General features: G+C 64.3%; 14 protein-coding genes and 8 tRNA genes. 1 reads left to right on the forward strand and 21 read right to left on the reverse strand.

Features of this window, described 5'->3' with window-relative positions:
• Positions 1–96: 96 nt before the first annotated feature.
• The 11 genes from lon to VGL40_03940 all read right to left on the reverse strand — a co-directional run bounded on the left by lon (position 97) and on the right by VGL40_03940 (position 13,914).
• Positions 97–2,526: an endopeptidase La gene (gene lon, locus VGL40_03890; GenBank protein ID HEY3314413.1), complete on the reverse strand. Its 2,430-nt coding sequence runs from the start codon at positions 2,524–2,526 to the stop codon at positions 97–99.
• 523 nt (positions 2,527–3,049) lie between these two features.
• Positions 3,050–3,499 (reverse strand): hypothetical protein, encoded by a 450-nt coding sequence (locus VGL40_03895; protein HEY3314414.1) that lies wholly within the window; start codon positions 3,497–3,499, stop codon positions 3,050–3,052.
• Positions 3,500–3,709: 210 nt separating this feature from the next.
• Positions 3,710–5,575 carry an ATP-dependent protease LonB gene (gene lonB, locus VGL40_03900; protein HEY3314415.1) on the reverse strand — a complete coding sequence of 622 codons (1,866 nt, stop codon included), beginning with the start codon at positions 5,573–5,575 and terminating at the stop codon, positions 3,710–3,712.
• A 207-nt stretch (positions 5,576–5,782) separates the two neighbouring features.
• Complete coding sequence (locus VGL40_03905; protein HEY3314416.1) at positions 5,783–6,565, reverse strand: 4Fe-4S binding protein; 783 nt, start codon at positions 6,563–6,565, stop codon at positions 5,783–5,785.
• Positions 6,562–6,720, reverse strand: coding sequence for a hypothetical protein (locus tag VGL40_03910; protein HEY3314417.1), 159 nt, complete (start codon positions 6,718–6,720; stop codon positions 6,562–6,564). Before VGL40_03910 ends, VGL40_03905 begins: the two co-directional genes overlap by 4 nt.
• Complete coding sequence (locus tag VGL40_03915) at positions 6,717–7,292, reverse strand: peroxiredoxin family protein (GenBank protein ID HEY3314418.1); 576 nt, start codon at positions 7,290–7,292, stop codon at positions 6,717–6,719. The genes VGL40_03910 and VGL40_03915 overlap by 4 nt, the downstream gene beginning before the upstream one ends.
• 222 nt (positions 7,293–7,514) lie before the next feature.
• The gene (gene clpX, locus VGL40_03920) at positions 7,515–8,789 is read right to left on the reverse strand and encodes an ATP-dependent Clp protease ATP-binding subunit ClpX (GenBank protein ID HEY3314419.1); all 1,275 of its coding nucleotides are present in this window, start codon (positions 8,787–8,789) and stop codon (positions 7,515–7,517) included.
• A 12-nt stretch (positions 8,790–8,801) separates the two neighbouring features.
• Positions 8,802–9,416: an ATP-dependent Clp endopeptidase proteolytic subunit ClpP gene (clpP, locus tag VGL40_03925; GenBank protein HEY3314420.1), complete on the reverse strand. Its 615-nt coding sequence runs from the start codon at positions 9,414–9,416 to the stop codon at positions 8,802–8,804.
• Positions 9,417–9,462: 46 nt separating this feature from the next.
• A complete protein-coding gene (gene tig, locus VGL40_03930; protein ID HEY3314421.1) occupies positions 9,463–10,791 on the reverse strand; it encodes a trigger factor in 1,329 nt (442 codons plus the stop codon).
• Between the two features lie 172 nt (positions 10,792–10,963).
• Positions 10,964–12,025: a tryptophan--tRNA ligase gene (gene trpS, locus VGL40_03935; protein HEY3314422.1), complete on the reverse strand. Its 1,062-nt coding sequence runs from the start codon at positions 12,023–12,025 to the stop codon at positions 10,964–10,966.
• A gap of 320 nt (positions 12,026–12,345) precedes the next feature.
• Positions 12,346–13,914, reverse strand: coding sequence for a class I SAM-dependent methyltransferase (locus VGL40_03940; protein HEY3314423.1), 1,569 nt, complete (start codon positions 13,912–13,914; stop codon positions 12,346–12,348).
• 168 nt (positions 13,915–14,082) lie between these two features.
• On the opposite strand from VGL40_03940, the gene VGL40_03945 reads away from it, so the two are divergent.
• Entirely contained in the window at positions 14,083–14,244 is a 162-nt protein-coding gene (locus tag VGL40_03945) for a hypothetical protein (protein ID HEY3314424.1), read from the forward strand.
• Between the two features lie 741 nt (positions 14,245–14,985).
• On the opposite strand, the gene ychF is transcribed toward VGL40_03945, so the two are convergent.
• The 10 genes from ychF to VGL40_03995 all read right to left on the reverse strand — a co-directional run.
• The gene (ychF, locus tag VGL40_03950; protein HEY3314425.1) at positions 14,986–16,089 is read right to left on the reverse strand and encodes a redox-regulated ATPase YchF; all 1,104 of its coding nucleotides are present in this window, start codon (positions 16,087–16,089) and stop codon (positions 14,986–14,988) included.
• Between the two features lie 85 nt (positions 16,090–16,174).
• Positions 16,175–16,246 (reverse strand) — tRNA-Gly (locus VGL40_03955).
• A 16-nt stretch (positions 16,247–16,262) separates the two neighbouring features.
• Positions 16,263–16,347: transfer RNA gene (locus tag VGL40_03960), tRNA-Leu, on the reverse strand.
• Positions 16,348–16,354: 7 nt separating this feature from the next.
• Positions 16,355–16,426, reverse strand: a tRNA-Lys gene (locus tag VGL40_03965).
• Positions 16,427–16,430: 4 nt separating this feature from the next.
• A tRNA-Gln gene (locus VGL40_03970) sits at positions 16,431–16,505 on the reverse strand.
• Positions 16,506–16,555: 50 nt separating this feature from the next.
• A tRNA-Arg gene (locus VGL40_03975) sits at positions 16,556–16,629 on the reverse strand.
• Between the two features lie 110 nt (positions 16,630–16,739).
• Positions 16,740–16,813: transfer RNA gene (locus VGL40_03980), tRNA-His, on the reverse strand.
• 321 nt (positions 16,814–17,134) lie between these two features.
• Positions 17,135–17,210, reverse strand: a tRNA-Arg gene (locus VGL40_03985).
• An 8-nt stretch (positions 17,211–17,218) separates the two neighbouring features.
• Positions 17,219–17,289 (reverse strand) — tRNA-Gly (locus tag VGL40_03990).
• 121 nt (positions 17,290–17,410) lie between these two features.
• Positions 17,411–17,648, reverse strand: a 238-nt coding sequence (locus VGL40_03995; protein HEY3314426.1) for a hypothetical protein, incomplete at its 5' end; no start/stop codon positions are given.

The following is a 17,648-nucleotide window of genomic DNA, read 5'->3' on the forward strand; positions in this document are numbered from 1 at the left end:
GGGCCGGGGACCAGGTCGACGACCGAACAACCGATCAGGAATACGAAGCGCCGGAGCGGATGCTCCGGCGCTGATGTTTCTGGCGCTCGCAGGACTTCAGTGAGGCTGGTCGGTGGTCAGGATGTTCTGGATCGAGGCTTCCTGAAGGGCCGGGGGAGCGACCCCTTCGACCACGACGGCCTCGGCCGGCACGGCGTCGGGGGCCAGGGCCACGTCGAGGACTTCTTCCATCGACTCGACGAAGACGAACTCGATCTTTCGCCGGACGTTGGCCGGGATCTCCTCGGTGTCCTTCCTGTTGTCACGGGGGATGATCATCGTCTTGAGACCGGCCCGGTGGGCCGCCAGGACCTTCTCCTTGAGCCCGCCGATGGGCAGGACCCGGCCGCGCAGGGTGATCTCGCCGGTCATCGCCACGTCGCGGCGGACCGGCCGGCCCGACAGGGCCGAGACGATGGCGGTGGCCATGGTGATGCCGGCCGACGGACCGTCCTTGGGAATGGCCCCTTCCGGAATGTGCACGTGAAGATCGTACTTCTCGTAGAAAGCCTCGTCCACCTGCAGCTCCGCGGCCTTGGAACGGATCCATGAGTAGCCGGCCTGGGCCGACTCGCGCATGACCTCGCCCAACTTGCCGGTGAGGAGGAGGGCGCCCTTGCCCTTCATCACACTGACCTCGATGGGCATGATGTCGCCGCCGAAATCGGTGACGGCGACCCCGGTGGCCACGCCGACCTCGTCCTCCTTCTCCGCCTCGGTGTCGTGGAAACGCTCGATACCGAGGTAGTTGTGAAGGGTCTGGGCGTTGACCTTGATCGGTCCGGTGGTCCCGCGGACGATTCCCTTGGCCACCTTGCGGCAGATCGAGGCGATCTCCCGCTCGAGGTTACGGACGCCGGCCTCGCGCGTGTAGTACCGGATGATCCCGCGGATGGCGTTCTCGCTAATGATCGTGTTCTCCGCAGTCAGGCCGTGATCCTTGATCACCTTCGGGACCAAGTGGCGCTGGGCGATATTGACCTTCTCCTCCTCGGTGTAACCGGAGATGTAGATCATCTCCATCCGATCGAGGAGCGGCCGCGGGATGTTGTACATGTTGTTGGCGGTGGTGATGAAGAGGACCTTCGACAGGTCGAAGGGGAGCTCGATGTAGTGGTCGGAGAAGGAGTTGTTCTGCTCGGGGTCGAGGACCTCGAGGAGGGCCGACGCCGGGTCGCCCCGGAAGTCGGAACTCATCTTGTCGATCTCGTCCATCAGAAAGACCGGGTTCTTCGAACCGGCCTGCCGCATGCCCTGGACGATCCGGCCCGGGAGGGCTCCGACGTAAGTCCGGCGGTGGCCACGGATCTCGGCCTCGTCACGCACGCCGCCCAGGGAAATGCGGACGAACTTGCGCTCGAGGGCCCGGGCGACGGATTTGGCCAGTGAGGTCTTGCCGACCCCCGGGGGGCCGACGAGGCAGAGGATCGGCCCCTTCATCTTCTGGGCCAGCTTACGGATGGCCAGGTACTCGAGGATGCGGTCCTTGACCTTGTCCAGACCGTAATGGTCCTCGTCGAGGATCTTCTTGGCCAGGTCGATGTTCAGGCGATCCTCCGTCTGAACGTTCCAGGGCATGGCCAGGACCCACTCCAGGTAGTTCCGGACGACCACGGCCTCGGCCGACATCTGCGGCATCTTCTCGAAGCGCTCGATCTCGCGGAGGACCTTCTCCTCGGACTCCTTGGGCAAATTCAGTCCCTTGAGCTTATCGTGGAACTCCTCGGTCTCGTTGCCCTTCTCGTCGCGGTCGCCAAGTTCCTTGTGAATCGCCTTGAGCTGCTCGCGCAGATAATACTCGCGCTGCGTCTTCTCCATCTGCTTGCGGACCCGGAAGTTGATCTTTCGCTCGAGTTCGAGGATCTCGATCTCGCGGCCGAGGATCTCGTGGACCGTCTCGAGCCGCTTCTTGACCGGGAAAGCCTCCAGGACGTGCTGCTTATCCTCAATCTTGAGGACCATGTTCAGATGGGCGGCGACGGTATCGGCCAGATGCCCAGGCTGTTCAATATTGCCCAGGGCGGACAGGATCTCGTCGGAAACCCGCTTGGAGAGCTTATTATATTGTTCGAACTGATTGAGGAGGGCCCGCATCAAGGCTTCGACCTCGGGGGTCTTTTCCTCTTTCTGATCGACTTCCTCGATGAGGACACGGTAGAGGGGGTCGGCCTTGGTGTACTCGAGGATCCTGACCCGATTCAGCCCTTCCACGAGGACCCGGACCCCGGCGGGGAGCTTGATCAGCTGCTTGACCTCAGCCAGGGTGCCGACGCCGTAGATGTCGTCCGGGGCCGGCTGGTCGATGGTGATCTCCTTCTGGGTGGCCAGAACGATGAGTCGATCCTGGATCATCGCTTCTTCGACGGCGTTGATCGATTTCTCCCGGCCGACGTCCAAATGGAACATCATGTGGGGGAAGATGAGCATGCCGCGCAATGGCAGAAGCGGAAGGTCTTTGATTCTAGGGGAACGCCGTTCGCTTACCATTGACTCGACTTCCTCCTCTCCCGTTCCAGCCTCCGATAGATGGGGCTCATCCGACCTGCGTACGGCCAGTTACATAAGGCCGAACGCGGTGACGCCTTAACCTTCTCTTCCTCCGGCGGGTCTTCCTGCCGGTGGACGATTTTTTGGCCTTTTGACCCGCTACTACAATACTCGGCGGTGGCTTGCCCTGATTTTAGTCAAGGGCCACTTAACCTGTCCTTTTCGCTAGGTCGAGGCCGCCTAAGTGAAGGTTCTTCTGCGGCGTGCTGGCGCCCATTGAATTCCTCGCAGGTTGTTACGGTTAACTCGATTATAACTCAAAATCCCTGCTAGAATCGTTAGGAATGTCATGGGAAGGGCCGTCCATAGTCGTCCAGGAGCGCGAGCGAGCCGGACTTTGCGTGAGTAGGGACGATTGCTGGCCGGATGACCGGCTCACTGAACGGAAAACATCGAGGAGCAGGATATCCTGCTCCTCGATGCCGTTCCAAAGGGGCACCGGCCGACGGCGGGCGACCGCCGCCTATTTCTCGTACTGTGGCGGGAAGTAACCTAGCTCTCGCTGGGCAGTGATGCGCCCCTTATCGGTCACGATGAACTCCCAGGTGTGGTCGAGACGGCCGGTCTGCGGGTCGCCGGGACGGCGGAAATCGACCGCGTTCCAGCTGGCGATGAAGTCGACCAGCCAGTCCGGTCCCATCGGGGTCACCCTCGTCTCGAGGGTCCCGGAAATGGTCGCCCCCTGAGTGCCCTTGGGGATCGAAACGTTGACCGTGCCGACCCGGCTCGGGAACTGAGCCAGGATTGAGCGGAGCTTCGCCTCATTGAACTCGGGGGACTTGCGGACGGCCTTCAACGCGGCGTTGCTCCGGATGCGCCGGGTGATCCCGGCCGTCAGGCTGCAGCCGCTGAGGGTCAGAGCCAGACTGATGATGATGATGGCGGTCAGGCTCCGTTTGATGCCGGCGGTCAAGGTCGCACCTCCATAGAAACCCAAACCAAGGCAAGCGGCCCGGGTATCGAACATACCTGGGCCATTTTCGCTGTTCCCGGGCGCTGTTCCTGCCCGGAAAGGCTGCCTTTGTTTTCAAGGACTGCTTCTCGAAAAAAAAGGCAGCCGGACCGAAGGATTCTCGGCCGCGGCTGGGGCTTCCTTCTCAGTCGTTCAGGCGGGCTGGTCGCTTCACGGGCCGGGCGGGAATACCGCTCCGGGCGGTATGGGCGGCGGCGTCACCGGGGCTGGCACCTCCTGGGTCGGTCCGGGAGGGAACGGCGTGACGGGGTCTGGAGTCGCCGGCAAGGCGGGGTTGGACGCCGATGGCAGGCCGACAGACGCCGCTGGGGCGGCTATCGCGGCCGCCGGCTGAGACGACCAGGCCCGCACCGGGGCGATTGCCGCCTGCCCCGCTTCGGCGGGCAGGAGGGCCATTTCGAAGACCTCTCCCAGGGTCTCGACGGGGATGACCTCCACCCCGCTCACATCCCGCATGATCTCCTGCCAGTTGTCCTTGGGGATCAGCACTCTGGCCGCGCCGGCCTGTTTGGCCGCCTCGATCTTGGCGGTCACTCCGCCGACCGGCTTGACGAAGCCGCGGATGGACAGCTCGCCGGTGATGGCGATCAGGTTGTCGATGGGCCGATTGGTCAGGGACGAGTAGATGGCCACGGCGATGGTCGTGCCGGCGGATGGGCCGTCGATGGGCACGCCGCCGGGGAAGTTCACGTGAATGTCGTAGTCGCGCGGGTCGACCCCGAGGTAACGGCGGAGGACCGTCAGGACGTTCTCGACCGAGCCTTTGGCGACGCCCTTGCGACGCATCGTCCGTCCGACCGTCCCGATCTCTTCCTCGTCGACCACGCCGGTGACGGTCACCTTTCCCTGACCCTTGGGGGCACGGACCGTCGAGACCTCGATCTCGATGACCATCCCGATGTTCGGTCCGTAGACGGCCAGGCCGTTGGCGCAGCCGACCATCGGCTGAGCCGGCACCTTCTTCTCCGGCCTCGGCGAGTACTGGCCGGAGTTGACCACCCACTCGATGTCCTCGCCGGTTATCTGCAGACGACCCACGCCGAGGGCGATGCCCGCGGCGATCTGAACCACGTTGACGGCCTCGCGCCCGTTGGTGGCGTACTTCATGATCACGTCGAGGGCCGCCGGCTCGATCTCCGTGGTGATCTTCTTGGCCGCATTGAGGGCGATCTTCTTGACCTCGTCGGGGAGGAGCGGGCGGAAGAAGATCTCGACGCACCGGGAGCGGATGGCCGGCGGGATGTCCTGGGGGAGCTTGGTCGTCGCCCCGACGAGGCGGAAGTCGGCCGGCAGTCCGTTATCGAAGATGTCCTGGATGTGCTTGGGGATATTCGGGTCCTCGGAGCTGTAATAGGCGCTCTCCAGGAAGACCTTGCGGTCCTCGAGGACCTTCAGGAGCTTGTTCATCTGGACCGGGTGGAGCTCGCCGATCTCGTCAATGAAGAGCATCCCGCCGTGGGCCTTGGTCACCGCCCCCGCCTTGGGTTGCGGGATGCCGGCCATACCCAGGGGCCCCGCCCCCTGGTAGATCGGGTCGTGAACCGAACCGATCAAGGGGTCGGCGATACCCCGCTCGTCGAAGCGGGCGGTGGTCGCGTCGATCTCGACGAACTTGGCGTCTTCCTTGAATGGCGAGGCCGGGTTGCGCTTGGCCTCCTCGAGGACCAGGCGGGCCGCGGCCGTCTTGCCCACCCCGGGCGGCCCGTAGATGATGACGTGTTGCGGGTTGGGGCCGCAGAGGGCGGCCCGGAGGGCCTTCAGCCCTTCCTCCTGGCCGATGATCTCCTCGAAGGAGGTCGGGCGGGTCTTCTCGGAGAGCGGTTCGGTCAGGCGAATCTCCCGCATCTTGCGGAGCTTCTCCATCTCCTTGACCGACTCGCGCTCCACGGCCACTTTGGAGCCCTGCTGGCTGCGGAGGAGGTTCCAGAAATAGAGGCCGATGATGACGGCGAAGAAGACTTGGATGATGGTGAAGACGTTACCTGTCAGCCTCGGCCACCTCGTTCTCCGGGCCATATTGCCGCCGTGAGCCTGGGACGCGGCGGCGCCCAGCCGCCGCGGGAGAGCCGTCGTAACTTGACCGGCGCGGCTCATTTAGTATTCGCTGGCCCGCCGACCTTCAAACCTGGACGGCTCTGGCAAGCGCGGCCAATTGGCCGTTGTCGCTGGCCCTAATGAAAGACGGCCGACCACCGAGGTCGGCCGCCGCATTCGGCAGTCAGGCTACCCATCGATGGCCCGGCTCGGGCATTTCAGGCATTCACCGCACTTCAGGCAGAGGCTCGTCCCGGCGGCCTCATCCGGCTGTAGGTCGACCGGGCAGGCCCGCCGACACCAGCCGCACCCGTCGCAGCGGTCTTTCTCGACCCTGTACGGCCGGCCGCCGATCTTGTTGAAGAGACCGAAGATCAACCCAAGAGGGCAGATGAAGCGGCAGAATGGCCGCTTGACGAAGACCATCGCGGCCAGCACGGCCACCAGGACGACCACCTTGAGGACATAGAAGGGGCCGACCAACGGCCACAGCTCCGGACGGCCGGCGACCACCGGCAGGCCGGCGGTGAGCATCCCTTCCGGGCAGAGCTTGCAGAACCAGGGCTCCTTGAGGACATACGAGGCCAGTCCGACGAGGCCGACCAGCGAGACCCAGCGGGTCCAAGTGTGGCGGTTGCTCACGGTGACCTTGGGGCCGGGTAACCGATGGAGCAAGTCCTGGAGGAATCCGAATGGACAGAGGTAGCCGCAGACCGTCCGCCCCCAGAGGGCCCCGACCAAACCCAGGGCTCCGGTCAGGTACAGCGGCAACTGCCCGAGGATGATGAAGTGTTGGAGGCTCCCCAGCGGGCAGGCGCCGACGGCCAGCGGACAGGCGTAGCAGTGAAGGAAAGGATAGGGCAAGAAACGCAGGAACGGCAAGAAGTAGGCGTTGGCCAAGACCAGGCTGGTCACCTGGATGAGGCGCCGGTTCGGGAACCTCTTTGGCCGACCGACCAAGCCTGTCTTCATCGCCCTAACCCCAGGCAGGACAGGCAGAGCAGTAGGGCGTTGCGAAGGACGGCCAGAGCCTCCCCGCGCCAGACTCCAACCGCCAGGGCGACGCCGAAAATCCCGGCCGCCGCCCATGAGACCAGCCGGCGGTTGGCTGCCAGCCGGGGTCTCACCTGAATGCGCCCAGCAGGGGGTCGGCGCTGTCGCCGAAGCCGAGTTCGGAGCCGGTCACCGTCCCCTCGGTATCGATGAAGAAGTTGACCGGGAGGGGGCTGACGCCATAGGTCTTGAAAACCGCCCCGCTGCCGTCGGCGACACAGCGGATCCCTGAGCCACTGAGCTTGTTCCGGGCCAGCCACTTGAGCATTGTCTTGCGGTCCAGCATCCCGATGGCGATGATGGTCACTCCGAGCTCATCAAAGTCTTTCTTCCTCTGCTGCAACTGCAGCAGTTCCCTTTGGCAAGCGCCTCACGTCGGACGCCAGAAGTTGAGCAAGACCTTCTGCCCGACCGTCGACGACAGGGTGAACTTCTGGCCGTCGGCGTCGAGAAGGGTGAAGTCGGGTGCCTTCGCGCCCACGGCGACCTTGCCGGTGGGTTGGGTGGTGAGCCCTTCGGTGTCCGTCCCACCGTCGCCGGCCCCTCCGGTCCACTTGACGCAGCCCGCCGCGGCGGTGGTGATGAGGAGGCCGATCACGGCGAGCAGAGCTAGGAAACGCCCGCCCCTGTTGATTCCGAGCTGCATGTCCCACACTCCTTTCCAAAATGCGGCTTTCCATGAAAGCTATTCGCCGGGGAGGGCGGTCTGACCTACGCCCCGGCTGGTTGCACGATTCCCGGTCCCATCTGGTTCGCCGACCCGCAGCGACGTAGCCAAAGCAAAAGGCCCGTCACCATTGGGGTGACGGGCCACTGGCGGTCAGGTGATGTCGGGGTATCCGGCCGAAGCCATCGACCTTTCCTCGGCTCAGGCCGTCTCTTCCTTCTTCTTGGTCTTGGCGCCCCGGTCGGAGGCCGTGACCAGGAGGGGCTCCTCGCGCCTCTCGACGGTCTTGTCGGTCAGGATGCACTTCTGAACGTCCGTCCGCGAAGGGATGTCGTACATCACGTTGAGCATGATGTCCTCCATGATCGCCCGCAGCCCGCGGGCGCCGGTGCTGCGCCGCAGGGCCTCCTTAGAGATGGAGCGGAGGGCCTCCGGGGTCACCTCGAGGTCGATCGAGTCAAGCTCGAAGAACTTCTGGTACTGCTTGACCAAAGCGTTCTTGGGTTCGGTCAGGATCCGGATGAGGGCGTCCTCGTCCAGGGCGTCGAGCCAGGCGATGACCGGCACGCGCCCGATGAACTCGGGGATCATCCCGAACTTGAGGAGGTCCTGCGGCATGATCTGGGACAGGATGTCCCCGATCTTCCGCTCCTCCTTGGCTTGGACCGCGGCGCCGAAGCCCATGGATTTTTTGCCGACCCGGCTCATGATGATCTTGTCGATGCCCTCGAAGGCGCCGCCGCAGATGAACAGGATGTTCGTCGTGTCGATCTGGATGAACTCCTGATGCGGATGCTTCCGGCCGCCCTGCGGCGGGACGGAGGCCACCGTGCCCTCGAGGATCTTCAGCAACGCCTGCTGAACACCCTCGCCGGAGACATCGCGGGTGATTGACGGGTTCTCCGACTTGCGGGCGATCTTGTCGATCTCGTCGATGTAGACGATGCCCTTCTCGGCCTTCTCGATGTCGTAGTCGGCTGCCTGGATCAGCTTGAGGAGGATGTTCTCGACATCCTCGCCCACGTAGCCGGCTTCGGTCAGGGAGGTCGCGTCGGCGATGGCGAAGGGGACGTTGAGAATCCGGGCGAGCGTCTGCGCCAGAAGGGTCTTGCCGACCCCGGTGGGCCCGAGCATCAGGATGTTCGACTTCTGAAGCTCGACGTCGTCCATCTTGCCGCCCAGGTTGATCCGCTTGTAGTGGTTGTACACGGCCACCGACAGGATCCGCTTGGCCTTCTCCTGGCCGATGACGTACTGGTCCAGCTGGGCCTTGATCTCGCGGGGCTTCGGCACGTCCTTGAGTTCGAAGTCCATTTCCTCATTGAGCTCTTCTTCGATGATCTCGTTGCAGAGCTCAATGCACTCGTCGCAGATGTAGACCCCGGGTCCGGCGACGAGCCGCTTGACCTGGTCCTGAAGCTTCCCGCAGAACGAGCACTTCAGCTGACCGGTTTTCTCGTCCGTGAATTTGAACAAGCCGTCACCCCCTTACGGGTTCTTTGTAGCGGCCTTGATCGAGTCGGCGGAGGACAGGAGGTTGTCGATGATCCCGTAATCCTTGGCCTCTTGGGCGGACATCCAGAAGTTCCGATCGGTGTCCCGGGCGATCTTCTCGATGGGCTGCCCGGTGTGCTTGGCCATGATCTCGTTGATGATCTCGCGGGCCTTGAGGATCTCCTTGGCTCCGATCTCGATGTCGGCCGCCTGCCCCTGGACCCCGCCGAGGGGTTGGTGGATCATCACTCTGGCGTGAGGCAGGGCGAAACGCTTGCCTTTGCGGCCGGCGGTCAGGAGGACCGCGCCCATGCTGGCGGCCATCCCGACGCAGACGGTGTTGACGTCGGACTTGACGTATTGTATCGTGTCGTAGATGGCCAGGCCGGCGTGGACATCGCCGCCCGGCGAGTTGATGTAGACCATGACGTCCTTTCCGGGGTCTTCCCCGTCAAGGAACAGGAGCTGGGCCATGACCAGATTGGCCACGTTATCGTCGATCTCGCTACCGATAAAGATTATGCGCTCTTTGAGCAAACGCGAGTATATGTCATAAGCTCTTTCGCCTCGACTGGTTTGCTCGACGACCATAGGAACTAGGTAGCCCATGGGTTCTCCTCCTTAGATGTAGACTGGGGAGAGGTTGGGCGAGCCGTCACTCGGCCGGAGGAACAGCCGGAGCGGACTCCACCGCGGCCACCTCAGGCTCAACCCGGGTCAGAAAGCGGACCGCTTTTTGGAGGGTGATGCTCTCCTTCAACGCGTCGACCCGGTCAGGACCGGCGAAAACCTTTCGGATCTCGTCGGGCGAACGTCCGTACAGCTGGGCCAAGCGAGCGATCTCCAGGTTGACGTCGCTGTCGTCGGCCAGGAGGTTCTCGGCCTTGCCCACCGCCTCGAGGACGAGGTCATTCTTCACCCCGCGCACGGCCGCCGGGCGGAACTGCTCCCGCAGGGCGTCCGCAGTCTGGTTGGTGTACTGGAGATACTGGTCCATGGTCATCTTCTGGTCTTCCAGACGGTGCTCGAGGTCGTGGACCATCTGGTCGACGCGGCGATTGAACATCACATCGGGGACCTCGACGGTGGCGTTGTCGGCCACCCGCTCAATGACCGCCTCGTTGAACTTGCGGCGAGCCTCCGATTGGGCGACGAGTTCGAGGCGTTTCCTGATCGACTCCTTCATGTCGTCCAAGCTCTTCGCCCCGAGTCCCTTGGCGAACTCGTCATCCAGGGCGGGGAGCTCACGTTTCTTGACCTCACGGACTCTGATCTTGAAGGTGGCTTCCTTGCCGGCCAGTTCGGTGGCCCGGTAGTCGGCCGGGAAGGTCACCTTGACCTCGCGCTCCTCGCCGGCCTTGGCGCCGACGACGCCTTCTTCGAAGCCGGGGATGAAGGTCCCGGAGCCGAGCTCGACCAGTTGCCCCTCGGCCTTACCGCCCTGGAAAGGCTGGCCGTCGATGAATCCCTCGAAATCGAGGACGACGAAGCTGCCCTTCTCGGCCGGCTGGTCGGCGGGTATCGCCGCCAACTGAGACTGGCGCAACTGCAGGGACTCCAACTCGTGGGCGACATCCTCGTCCTTAATATCGGGTTTTTCGAGCTCGATGTCCAGGCCCTTGTACTGGCCGAGGGCGACCTCCGGCTTGACCTCGACGGAGGCCGTGAAGCGGAGAGGCTTGCCCTCCTCGAACTCGACCACGTCGACCTCGGGCCGGTCGATCGGGTCGACCTTGGCCTCGTCCACGGCGCCCGCGTATGAATCTTGGAGCAGCCGGTCAAGCGCCTCTTCCTTGAGGTAGTCGGCGCCGACCTTCCTCTCGACCATCCGCCGCGGCGCCTTGCCACGGCGGAAACCGGGGATGCTCACCCGGCCGGCGACGGCCTTGTAGGCCCGATCATAGGCCTTGGCCACCGCTTCTTCGTCCACCATTACGTCCAGCTTGACCTTGTTCTTGTCTAGCTTTTCCAGCGTGACCTTCATCTATCCGAGGTTCCTCCGTTCCCGACGGTGAGTGCATGGGAGGCCGCCAGCGTAGGCTGGACGGCCTTCCACTTTGAAGGCTAAGCCATTACATTATACCATGACCGTCTCCGGCCGCTCAAGCCGCCTGAGACTCGGCTTAGAGACTCTGGCGAACATTCGTTCGAACCTGCTAAATAGGGGTATCGCCGGGCCCCCGGGGGCGGAAGTAATCCATCTGCATGGCGTTTCTTACCAGTTCCATGGTCTCCTGGCCGATTCGGCGGGCCCGGCTGGTCCCGGCCATGAGGATCTCCTCCACCCGCCCCGGCCGAGCCTGGTAGAATGCCCGTCGTTCGGCCATCGGCGCCAGCAGCTCGATGATCGTCTCTTGGATGGCCCGCTTACAGTCAACGCAGCCCATCCGCCCGGCCTCGCAGTCCGCCCGGGCCTGGCCGACTTCGGCCGCCGGCTGGAAGGCCCGCCGGTAGGCAAACACGGTACACCCCTGGGGATGCCCCGGGTCGCGGGCATGGACCCGGGACGGATCGGTCACCGCTTGAGCGACTTTGGTCCGAACGACTTCCGGCGGGTCAGTTAGGTCGACCGAGTTACGCAGGCTCTTAGACATCTTCGACCGGCCGTCGAGCCCGACCAGTCGCGGCTCGCCGCTGAGAAGGCCCCGGGGCTCGACGAGGGCTCGGCCCGGCAGGCCGGCTCGGTCGTCATCTGTTCCCCCGTATATCTCGTTGAACCGTCGGATGATCCGGCGGGCCAGCTCGATGTGGGGGACCTGGTCATCGCCGACGGGCACGAGCTCGGCCCGGCAAAAGGCGATGTCCGCCGCCTGACTGACCGGGTAGCCCAGGAAGCCGTAGGTCAGATCGGCGTAGCCCCGCTCGGCGGCTTCGGTCTTGATGGTCGGGTTGTGCCGCAGCGCGTTTACCGTGACCAGCATGGAGAAGATGACCGTCAGTTCGGCGATAGCCGGGACCATCGACTGGACGACGATGGTGGCCGCTTCCGGATCGATGCCCACGGCCAAGTAGTCGAGGGCGATGGCCCGAACGGAGGCGGCCAGCCCCTCCGGCCGGTCGTAGTGCGTCGTCAGGGCCTGGACGTCGGCGATCAGGACGAGGGTGTCGTACTCGTGCTGCAACTTCACCCGGTTGGCCAGAGAGCCGGCGTAGTGGCCGAGGTGAAGGGGGCCGGTGGCCCGGTCCCCGGTGAGGATCCTTTGCCGTCGCTTGGTCATGAGTCAGGGCCTCCTTTCAGGAAGGTCGGTGGGCGTGGCCGGCGGGCCCGCCCGGAAGAAGCGGAAACCCCCGCCCTGAAAAACAGGACGGGGGCGAGTGACCTCCGTGGTGCCACCTGCGTTGGTGTCCAAAAATCGGACACCCGCTCATTTGTTCGGACCTCGCGGGTCCATTCCAGCCACCGGTCGGCGCCGGATTCGCACCCTCCCGGCTCTCTGGGGCCTTCCGCAAGTGACCGTACTCTTCCCGCTCATTGGTCTCATTGTTGGATTGGCCAAATCATACCGCCGGGGCCCGGTCTTGTCAACGGTCGGCCCGCTCATCCCTTGAGCCGCAGCCAGATGGTCTTCAGGTAGGCCGGCTCGGCCCGGCTGACCGGGAAGTCAGGTGGCTGGGGGGCGAAGTGGCTCCGGGTGACCGTCCGCCCGGCCTCCCGGACGGCGCCCGTCACCGCCTCGATGAAACGCTCCGGCGCCAGCTTGGCGGCGTTGGTCGAGGCCAGCAGGCAACCGTCGGGCTTGAGCAGCGGCATGATCGATGCAACCAAGCGGCCGTAATCCTTGGCGGCCTGGAACGTCCCCCGGCCCTTGGCCCGCGAGAAGGTCGGCGGGTCGAGGATGACCAAGTCGTAGAGGCGACCCTTGCGGGCCAGCCGGCCGGCCCAAGCGAAGACATCGCCGTAGATGAAGTCGTGGTCGGCCGGATCAAGTCCGTTGGCGGCGAAGCTGCCGCGGCCCCACTCGAGGTACTTTCGGGACAGGTCGAGGCTGGTGACCCTGGCCCCGGCGGCGGCCGCACAGACCGAGAAGCCGCAGGTGTAGGCAAAGGCGTTGAGGACCTCCCGGCCGCGCGCCGCCGCCCGCCCCGCCTCCCAGAGGGGGAAGCCGGCCGCGACGTGACCGGTGAGGAGCCGGCGGCGGTTGTCTCTCTGGTCCAGGAAGAGGCCGACCGAGTAACCCTCATCAAAGCTGATCAGGAAGGACAAGCCGTTCTCGCGGACGGGGAATTCGCCCGAAGTGCGGCCGCCCAGGACAGGTCGGGGCGAGGCGTCCTCACCGGCCAAGCCGGCCGGGTCACGGCGGAGGACCTTCTGATAGGCGCCCAGCGCCCCGACCGCGCCGGCGAAGGCGTCGACGACCATACTGGCGCCGTCGTCCAGCGTCTCCTCCGCTTGGGCCAGCAGGTATCGACCGAAGCGGTCGAGGTAGAGTCCGGGGGCACTGTCTGAGGCCCCGTGGATGAGGCGGTAGGTGTCGGTCTCCTCCGCGTCGATGACCGCGCGGCGGAGGGCCAGCCGGGGGTCGGTCCGGAAGTCGGCGGGCACGCGGAAGGTCATCGCTTCGTCGGTGGCCGGGTGCCGAAAGCCAATCTCCTCGGCGTGAAGACAGAGGCGAGGGGCCGGGGTTCCGCCGTAGACGGCATCCCCAAGGACCGGGAAGCCCTTCTGGGCCGCCTGGACGCGGATCTGATGGGTCCGACCGGTCAGCGGCTCGGCCCGCAGGGTGGTCAGGCCGTGCGCCTCCGAGAGCCGGATGAAGCGGGTGGCGGCCGGGGCCCGGGCGACGACCGACTCGACCAACGCCTCTTCATCGGGGACGCGACGGTCGGTGACAAAGACGTAGGCCTTCTTGACCGTGCGGGTGGTGAACTGGTCGGTCAGCGAGCGCGCGGCGGCGGTCGTCTTCGGGAAGACCATCACCCCGGACGTCTCCTTGTCTAGCCGGTGGACCACGGTCAAGCCGGCCCAACGCGGCTCACGGTCGCGGAGCCATTCGTAGAGGCCCTCTCCGGCGTAGAGCGCGGGGGCGTGCGTGTTCAGACCCGGCGGTTTGCTCACCACCAGCAGGTCATCGTCCTCATGGACGAGGAGGTCACGGAGCTGCGACACGGCGATAGCCTCCTAGAAGTCACAAAGGATCACAGAGTTCGCCTGAACTCGACGATGGTGTAGCGTTCGAAGACCGCGCCTGGGGCCTGCCCCCTAGATGGCCCACGGATCGGCGATCCCCTTGACCCGGAACGGCTTGGCGCCGGGAAGGTCACGGAGATATTGCGCGTGAGTGACCGCGGGCCAACCCGCCGCTTCAGTCGCCTGAAGGATCAGGACAGGATGAACGTGTCTTCCCCGCCGGTGCCGATCTTCCCCTGCCCCTGCCTGGCCACCGTCCAGGTCATCGGCGTCGAGTCGGGCGGTGGCCGCCGGGCGGTGGGGTGTTGACGACCGGGTCCTCATCGCCCCAGGCGGATTGACGGGATGCCGTAGGATACGATGATGGTATGGTCGCTCGCGCCTCATTCATCAGACTCCCCGGCGACACCGGTTGGCCCGAGCTGATATAGACTTCCCGACCAAAGGCGGCCCTATCAAGGTCTACGGCGGCGAGGATCTGGTCCCTAGACTCCGGACCGTCCGGGCGGCCACCCGGGCGACGACCCACCGACCCGAGCGAGACGTCGCTTGCGAATGGGGCTCGGCGGACTTCGGTGACCATCCTCCTCTGCTTTTATACGTTAAAGCGATGGGCGAGTTCTCCTCCTTGTGGGGGTGAGTGCAGAAATTTTATTTAAGGAATACCTCTCCATTGAAGGAAAATGTAGGCGTCTGTCGAATGTCGTCCCTGGAGGTGAATAGCAATGGCAGTCGCTAAGCCCAAGGCCGCCCCGAAGAAAGCTGCCGCTCCAAAGAAAGCTGCTCCGAAGAAGGCAGCTGTGAAGAAGCCCGCCGCCAAGAAGCCCGTCGCGAAGAAGAAGTAGTGAAGTCGGCCTTATAGGCCGGCTTTCCCTTTGAGCACCAGATGAAGTTTTCGGCGCCTGTAGGCGCCGGATTTTTTTCGCCTTGGAGGACCAGTTCTCATCGGGGACCGCCGCGATCCGCCTCACTTTATTCAACTAAAGCAGATGGACATAGTGAGACCCCGGTCCTCGTAGGACCGGGGTCGGTCTGTCCCCTCTTGACTCTTCAACCGGAGTGACGGAAGTTGATGATGTCCCCATCCTTGACGATGTACTCCTTGCCCTCGAGCCGCAGCAGACCTTCGGCCTTGACCGCGCTCATCGCACCGAGCCGCGCGAGGTCCTGATACGGACAGACCTCGGCCTTGATGAAGCCGCGCTCGATGTCGGTGTGGATCTTGCCCGCCGCCCGCTTGGCGTCGGTGCCCCTGGTGATGGTCCAAGCCCTCACCTCGTCCTCACCGACGGTGAAGAACGAGATCAGGTCGAGGTGATGATAGGCCGCGGCGGCCAGCCGGTCGAGCCCCGATTGGCTCAGGCCATACTCGGCCATGAACGCCCCGCGGTCCTCCGGCGGCAGCTCACCGAGCTCCGCCTCGACCTGCCCGGAGAACTCGACGACGGGCGCGGCGATGGATGACGCGAAAGCGGCGAGAGCCTCCTTGGACGGGTAGTCGCCCCGCCGCAACTGGTCCTCGTCCAGGTTGACGGCAATCAGGAGGGGCTTCAGCGTGAGAAAGGAGTAGCTCCTCAGGAGGGCCTTCTCCTCGTCAGTCAATCGGAGCCCGGCGATGAGCCGGCCATCCTCGAGCGCGGCCTTGCAGCGCTCCATGATCGCGAGTTCGACGTCCTGCTCCTTGGTGCGGTTCCGGGTCTTCTGCAAGACCTCCAGGCGTTTCTCGACCACAGCCAGGTCGGCCACGGAGAGTTCGAACACGATCTCCTGGGCCTCGCCCAGTGGGTCGATCTTGCCGTCGGCGGTCGGCACGCTTTCGTTAGCGAAAGCACGGGCGACCAAGACGACGGCGTCGACGTTCCTGATCTCGGCGAGGAACTGGTTCTGACCGCCGCGGCCGCCGGCCTTGCCCCCCGAGCCCTCCCGGCTGAGGCCGGGGAGATCGATGAACTGAATCCGCGCGTGGGTGGTCTTCTCCGGCTTGTAAAGGGCGGACAAGGAATCCACCCGCCGGTCGGCCACCTTGGCAACACCGACGTTGCGCTCGGACTTGCCGGTGAAGCCGGAGGCCGAAGTGGCCGCCGAACCACCGGTCAGGAGATTGAAGATGGTCGTCTTGCCGGTGGCCGGTAGACCGACCAGCCCGATGTCCAATGCCCTTCCCCCTCGAATAGCAGACATGGCACGGACGGCAGGGTGACCTGCCGTCCGCGACCGGCCCCGAAAGGGGCGTCTTCTGAGCGGAAGACGGGATTTGAACCCGCGACCCTCGCCTTGGCAAGGCGATGCTCTACCGCTGAGCCACTTCCGCTGGAAATACCGGCGTGTGCGGGCGGGGAGACTTGAACTCCCACGGGGGTGAAACCCCAACGGATCCTAAGTCCGTAGCGTCTGCCGTTCCGCCACGCCCGCTTGGTTGTGGGCCATGATGGGGTCGAACCATCCACACCCCGCTTAAAAGGCGGGTGCTCTGCCGCTGAGCTAATGGCCCTAGATGGCTGGGGCGGCTGGATTCGAACCAACGAATGCAGGATCCAAAGTCCCGTGCCTTACCACTTGGCTACGCCCCATGGAAACATCGTCACGGTCGCGACGCGATGCGTCAGCGCCCCTTGACTTGCGCGCCCGGCAGGACTCGAACCTGCGGCCTGCTGGTTCGAAGCCAGCCACTCTATCCAGCTGAGCTACGGGCGCATTGACTGACATCGACTTGACTAACCGGACTTGAACAGGGACTTAGGTGAAGCGCCTCCATCCCCGAACGTAGGCGATCAAGGACCAAAGGCGCCCGCTCTCTTAGCTTGGGTGAATGACGGGGCTCGAACCCGCGGCCTCCAGGGCCACAACCTGGCGCTCTAACCAGCTGAGCTACATCCACCATGAACTATGAAGCTTAGGCCCACGTTCGGCACAGAATATCTTAACATAGCCTGGTCTCGAATTCAAGTTGACTTCGCGACGTGTCCTTCAGGCCAGGCCCATCGCCTGGACCGCTCCTTCAGCCAGCCCCGGAAGTCGGGATGGGCGACGGCGATGAGGGCTTCGGCCCGCTGAGTTGAACCGGGCCGATGGTCTCCGAGGCGATCTGCCGCTGCCCAAGCTGCGAACCCCCCGGTGCCGCGAAGGTTGCCGCGAAAATCAAAAGGGTCACGGGTTGCCCCGCAAACCCCGGCGGTCGTGGTGGCTTGCGCCACCCGATTGGCGCGCCTGGCAGGAATCGAACCTGCGGCCAGCTGCTTAGAAGGCAGCTGCTCTATCCCCTGAGCTACAGGCGCAGCATTTGAGCGGGTGATGGGAATCGAACCCACGTATCAAGCTTGGAAGGCTAGCGCTCTACCATTGAGCTACACCCGCGGATGCTGATATAGTATAGCACAGGCGTCGCCAAAAAGTCAAAAACGCGGCCCATGAAACGCAGTCATAGCGCAGTTCTGAAGCCGTTTTCCTGGTTTGCCTCGATGGATCAAGGCCCCCGTCACCCCTGGGCCAACCGGGCCGCAGGCTTGAGGAATTTCTCCCGTCTGAACCATTGGATGGTGTCGGCGATGCTTTCCGTGATCGGCCGCGGTCTCCACCCCAGTTCCGTCGAAGCCTTGGCGTGGCTGGTCAGGGAGTTGCTGCGGAGGGTCAGGAGGCTCTCGCGGGTGAAGAGCGGGCGGGCGCCGGCCAGCCGACTGAACGGCTCGGTCGCCGCCGCGGCCACGTCGGCCAAC

Source organism: Bacillota bacterium (assembly GCA_036504675.1).
GTDB lineage: Bacteria > Bacillota > Sulfobacillia > JAJYWN01 > JAJZPE01 > DASXUT01.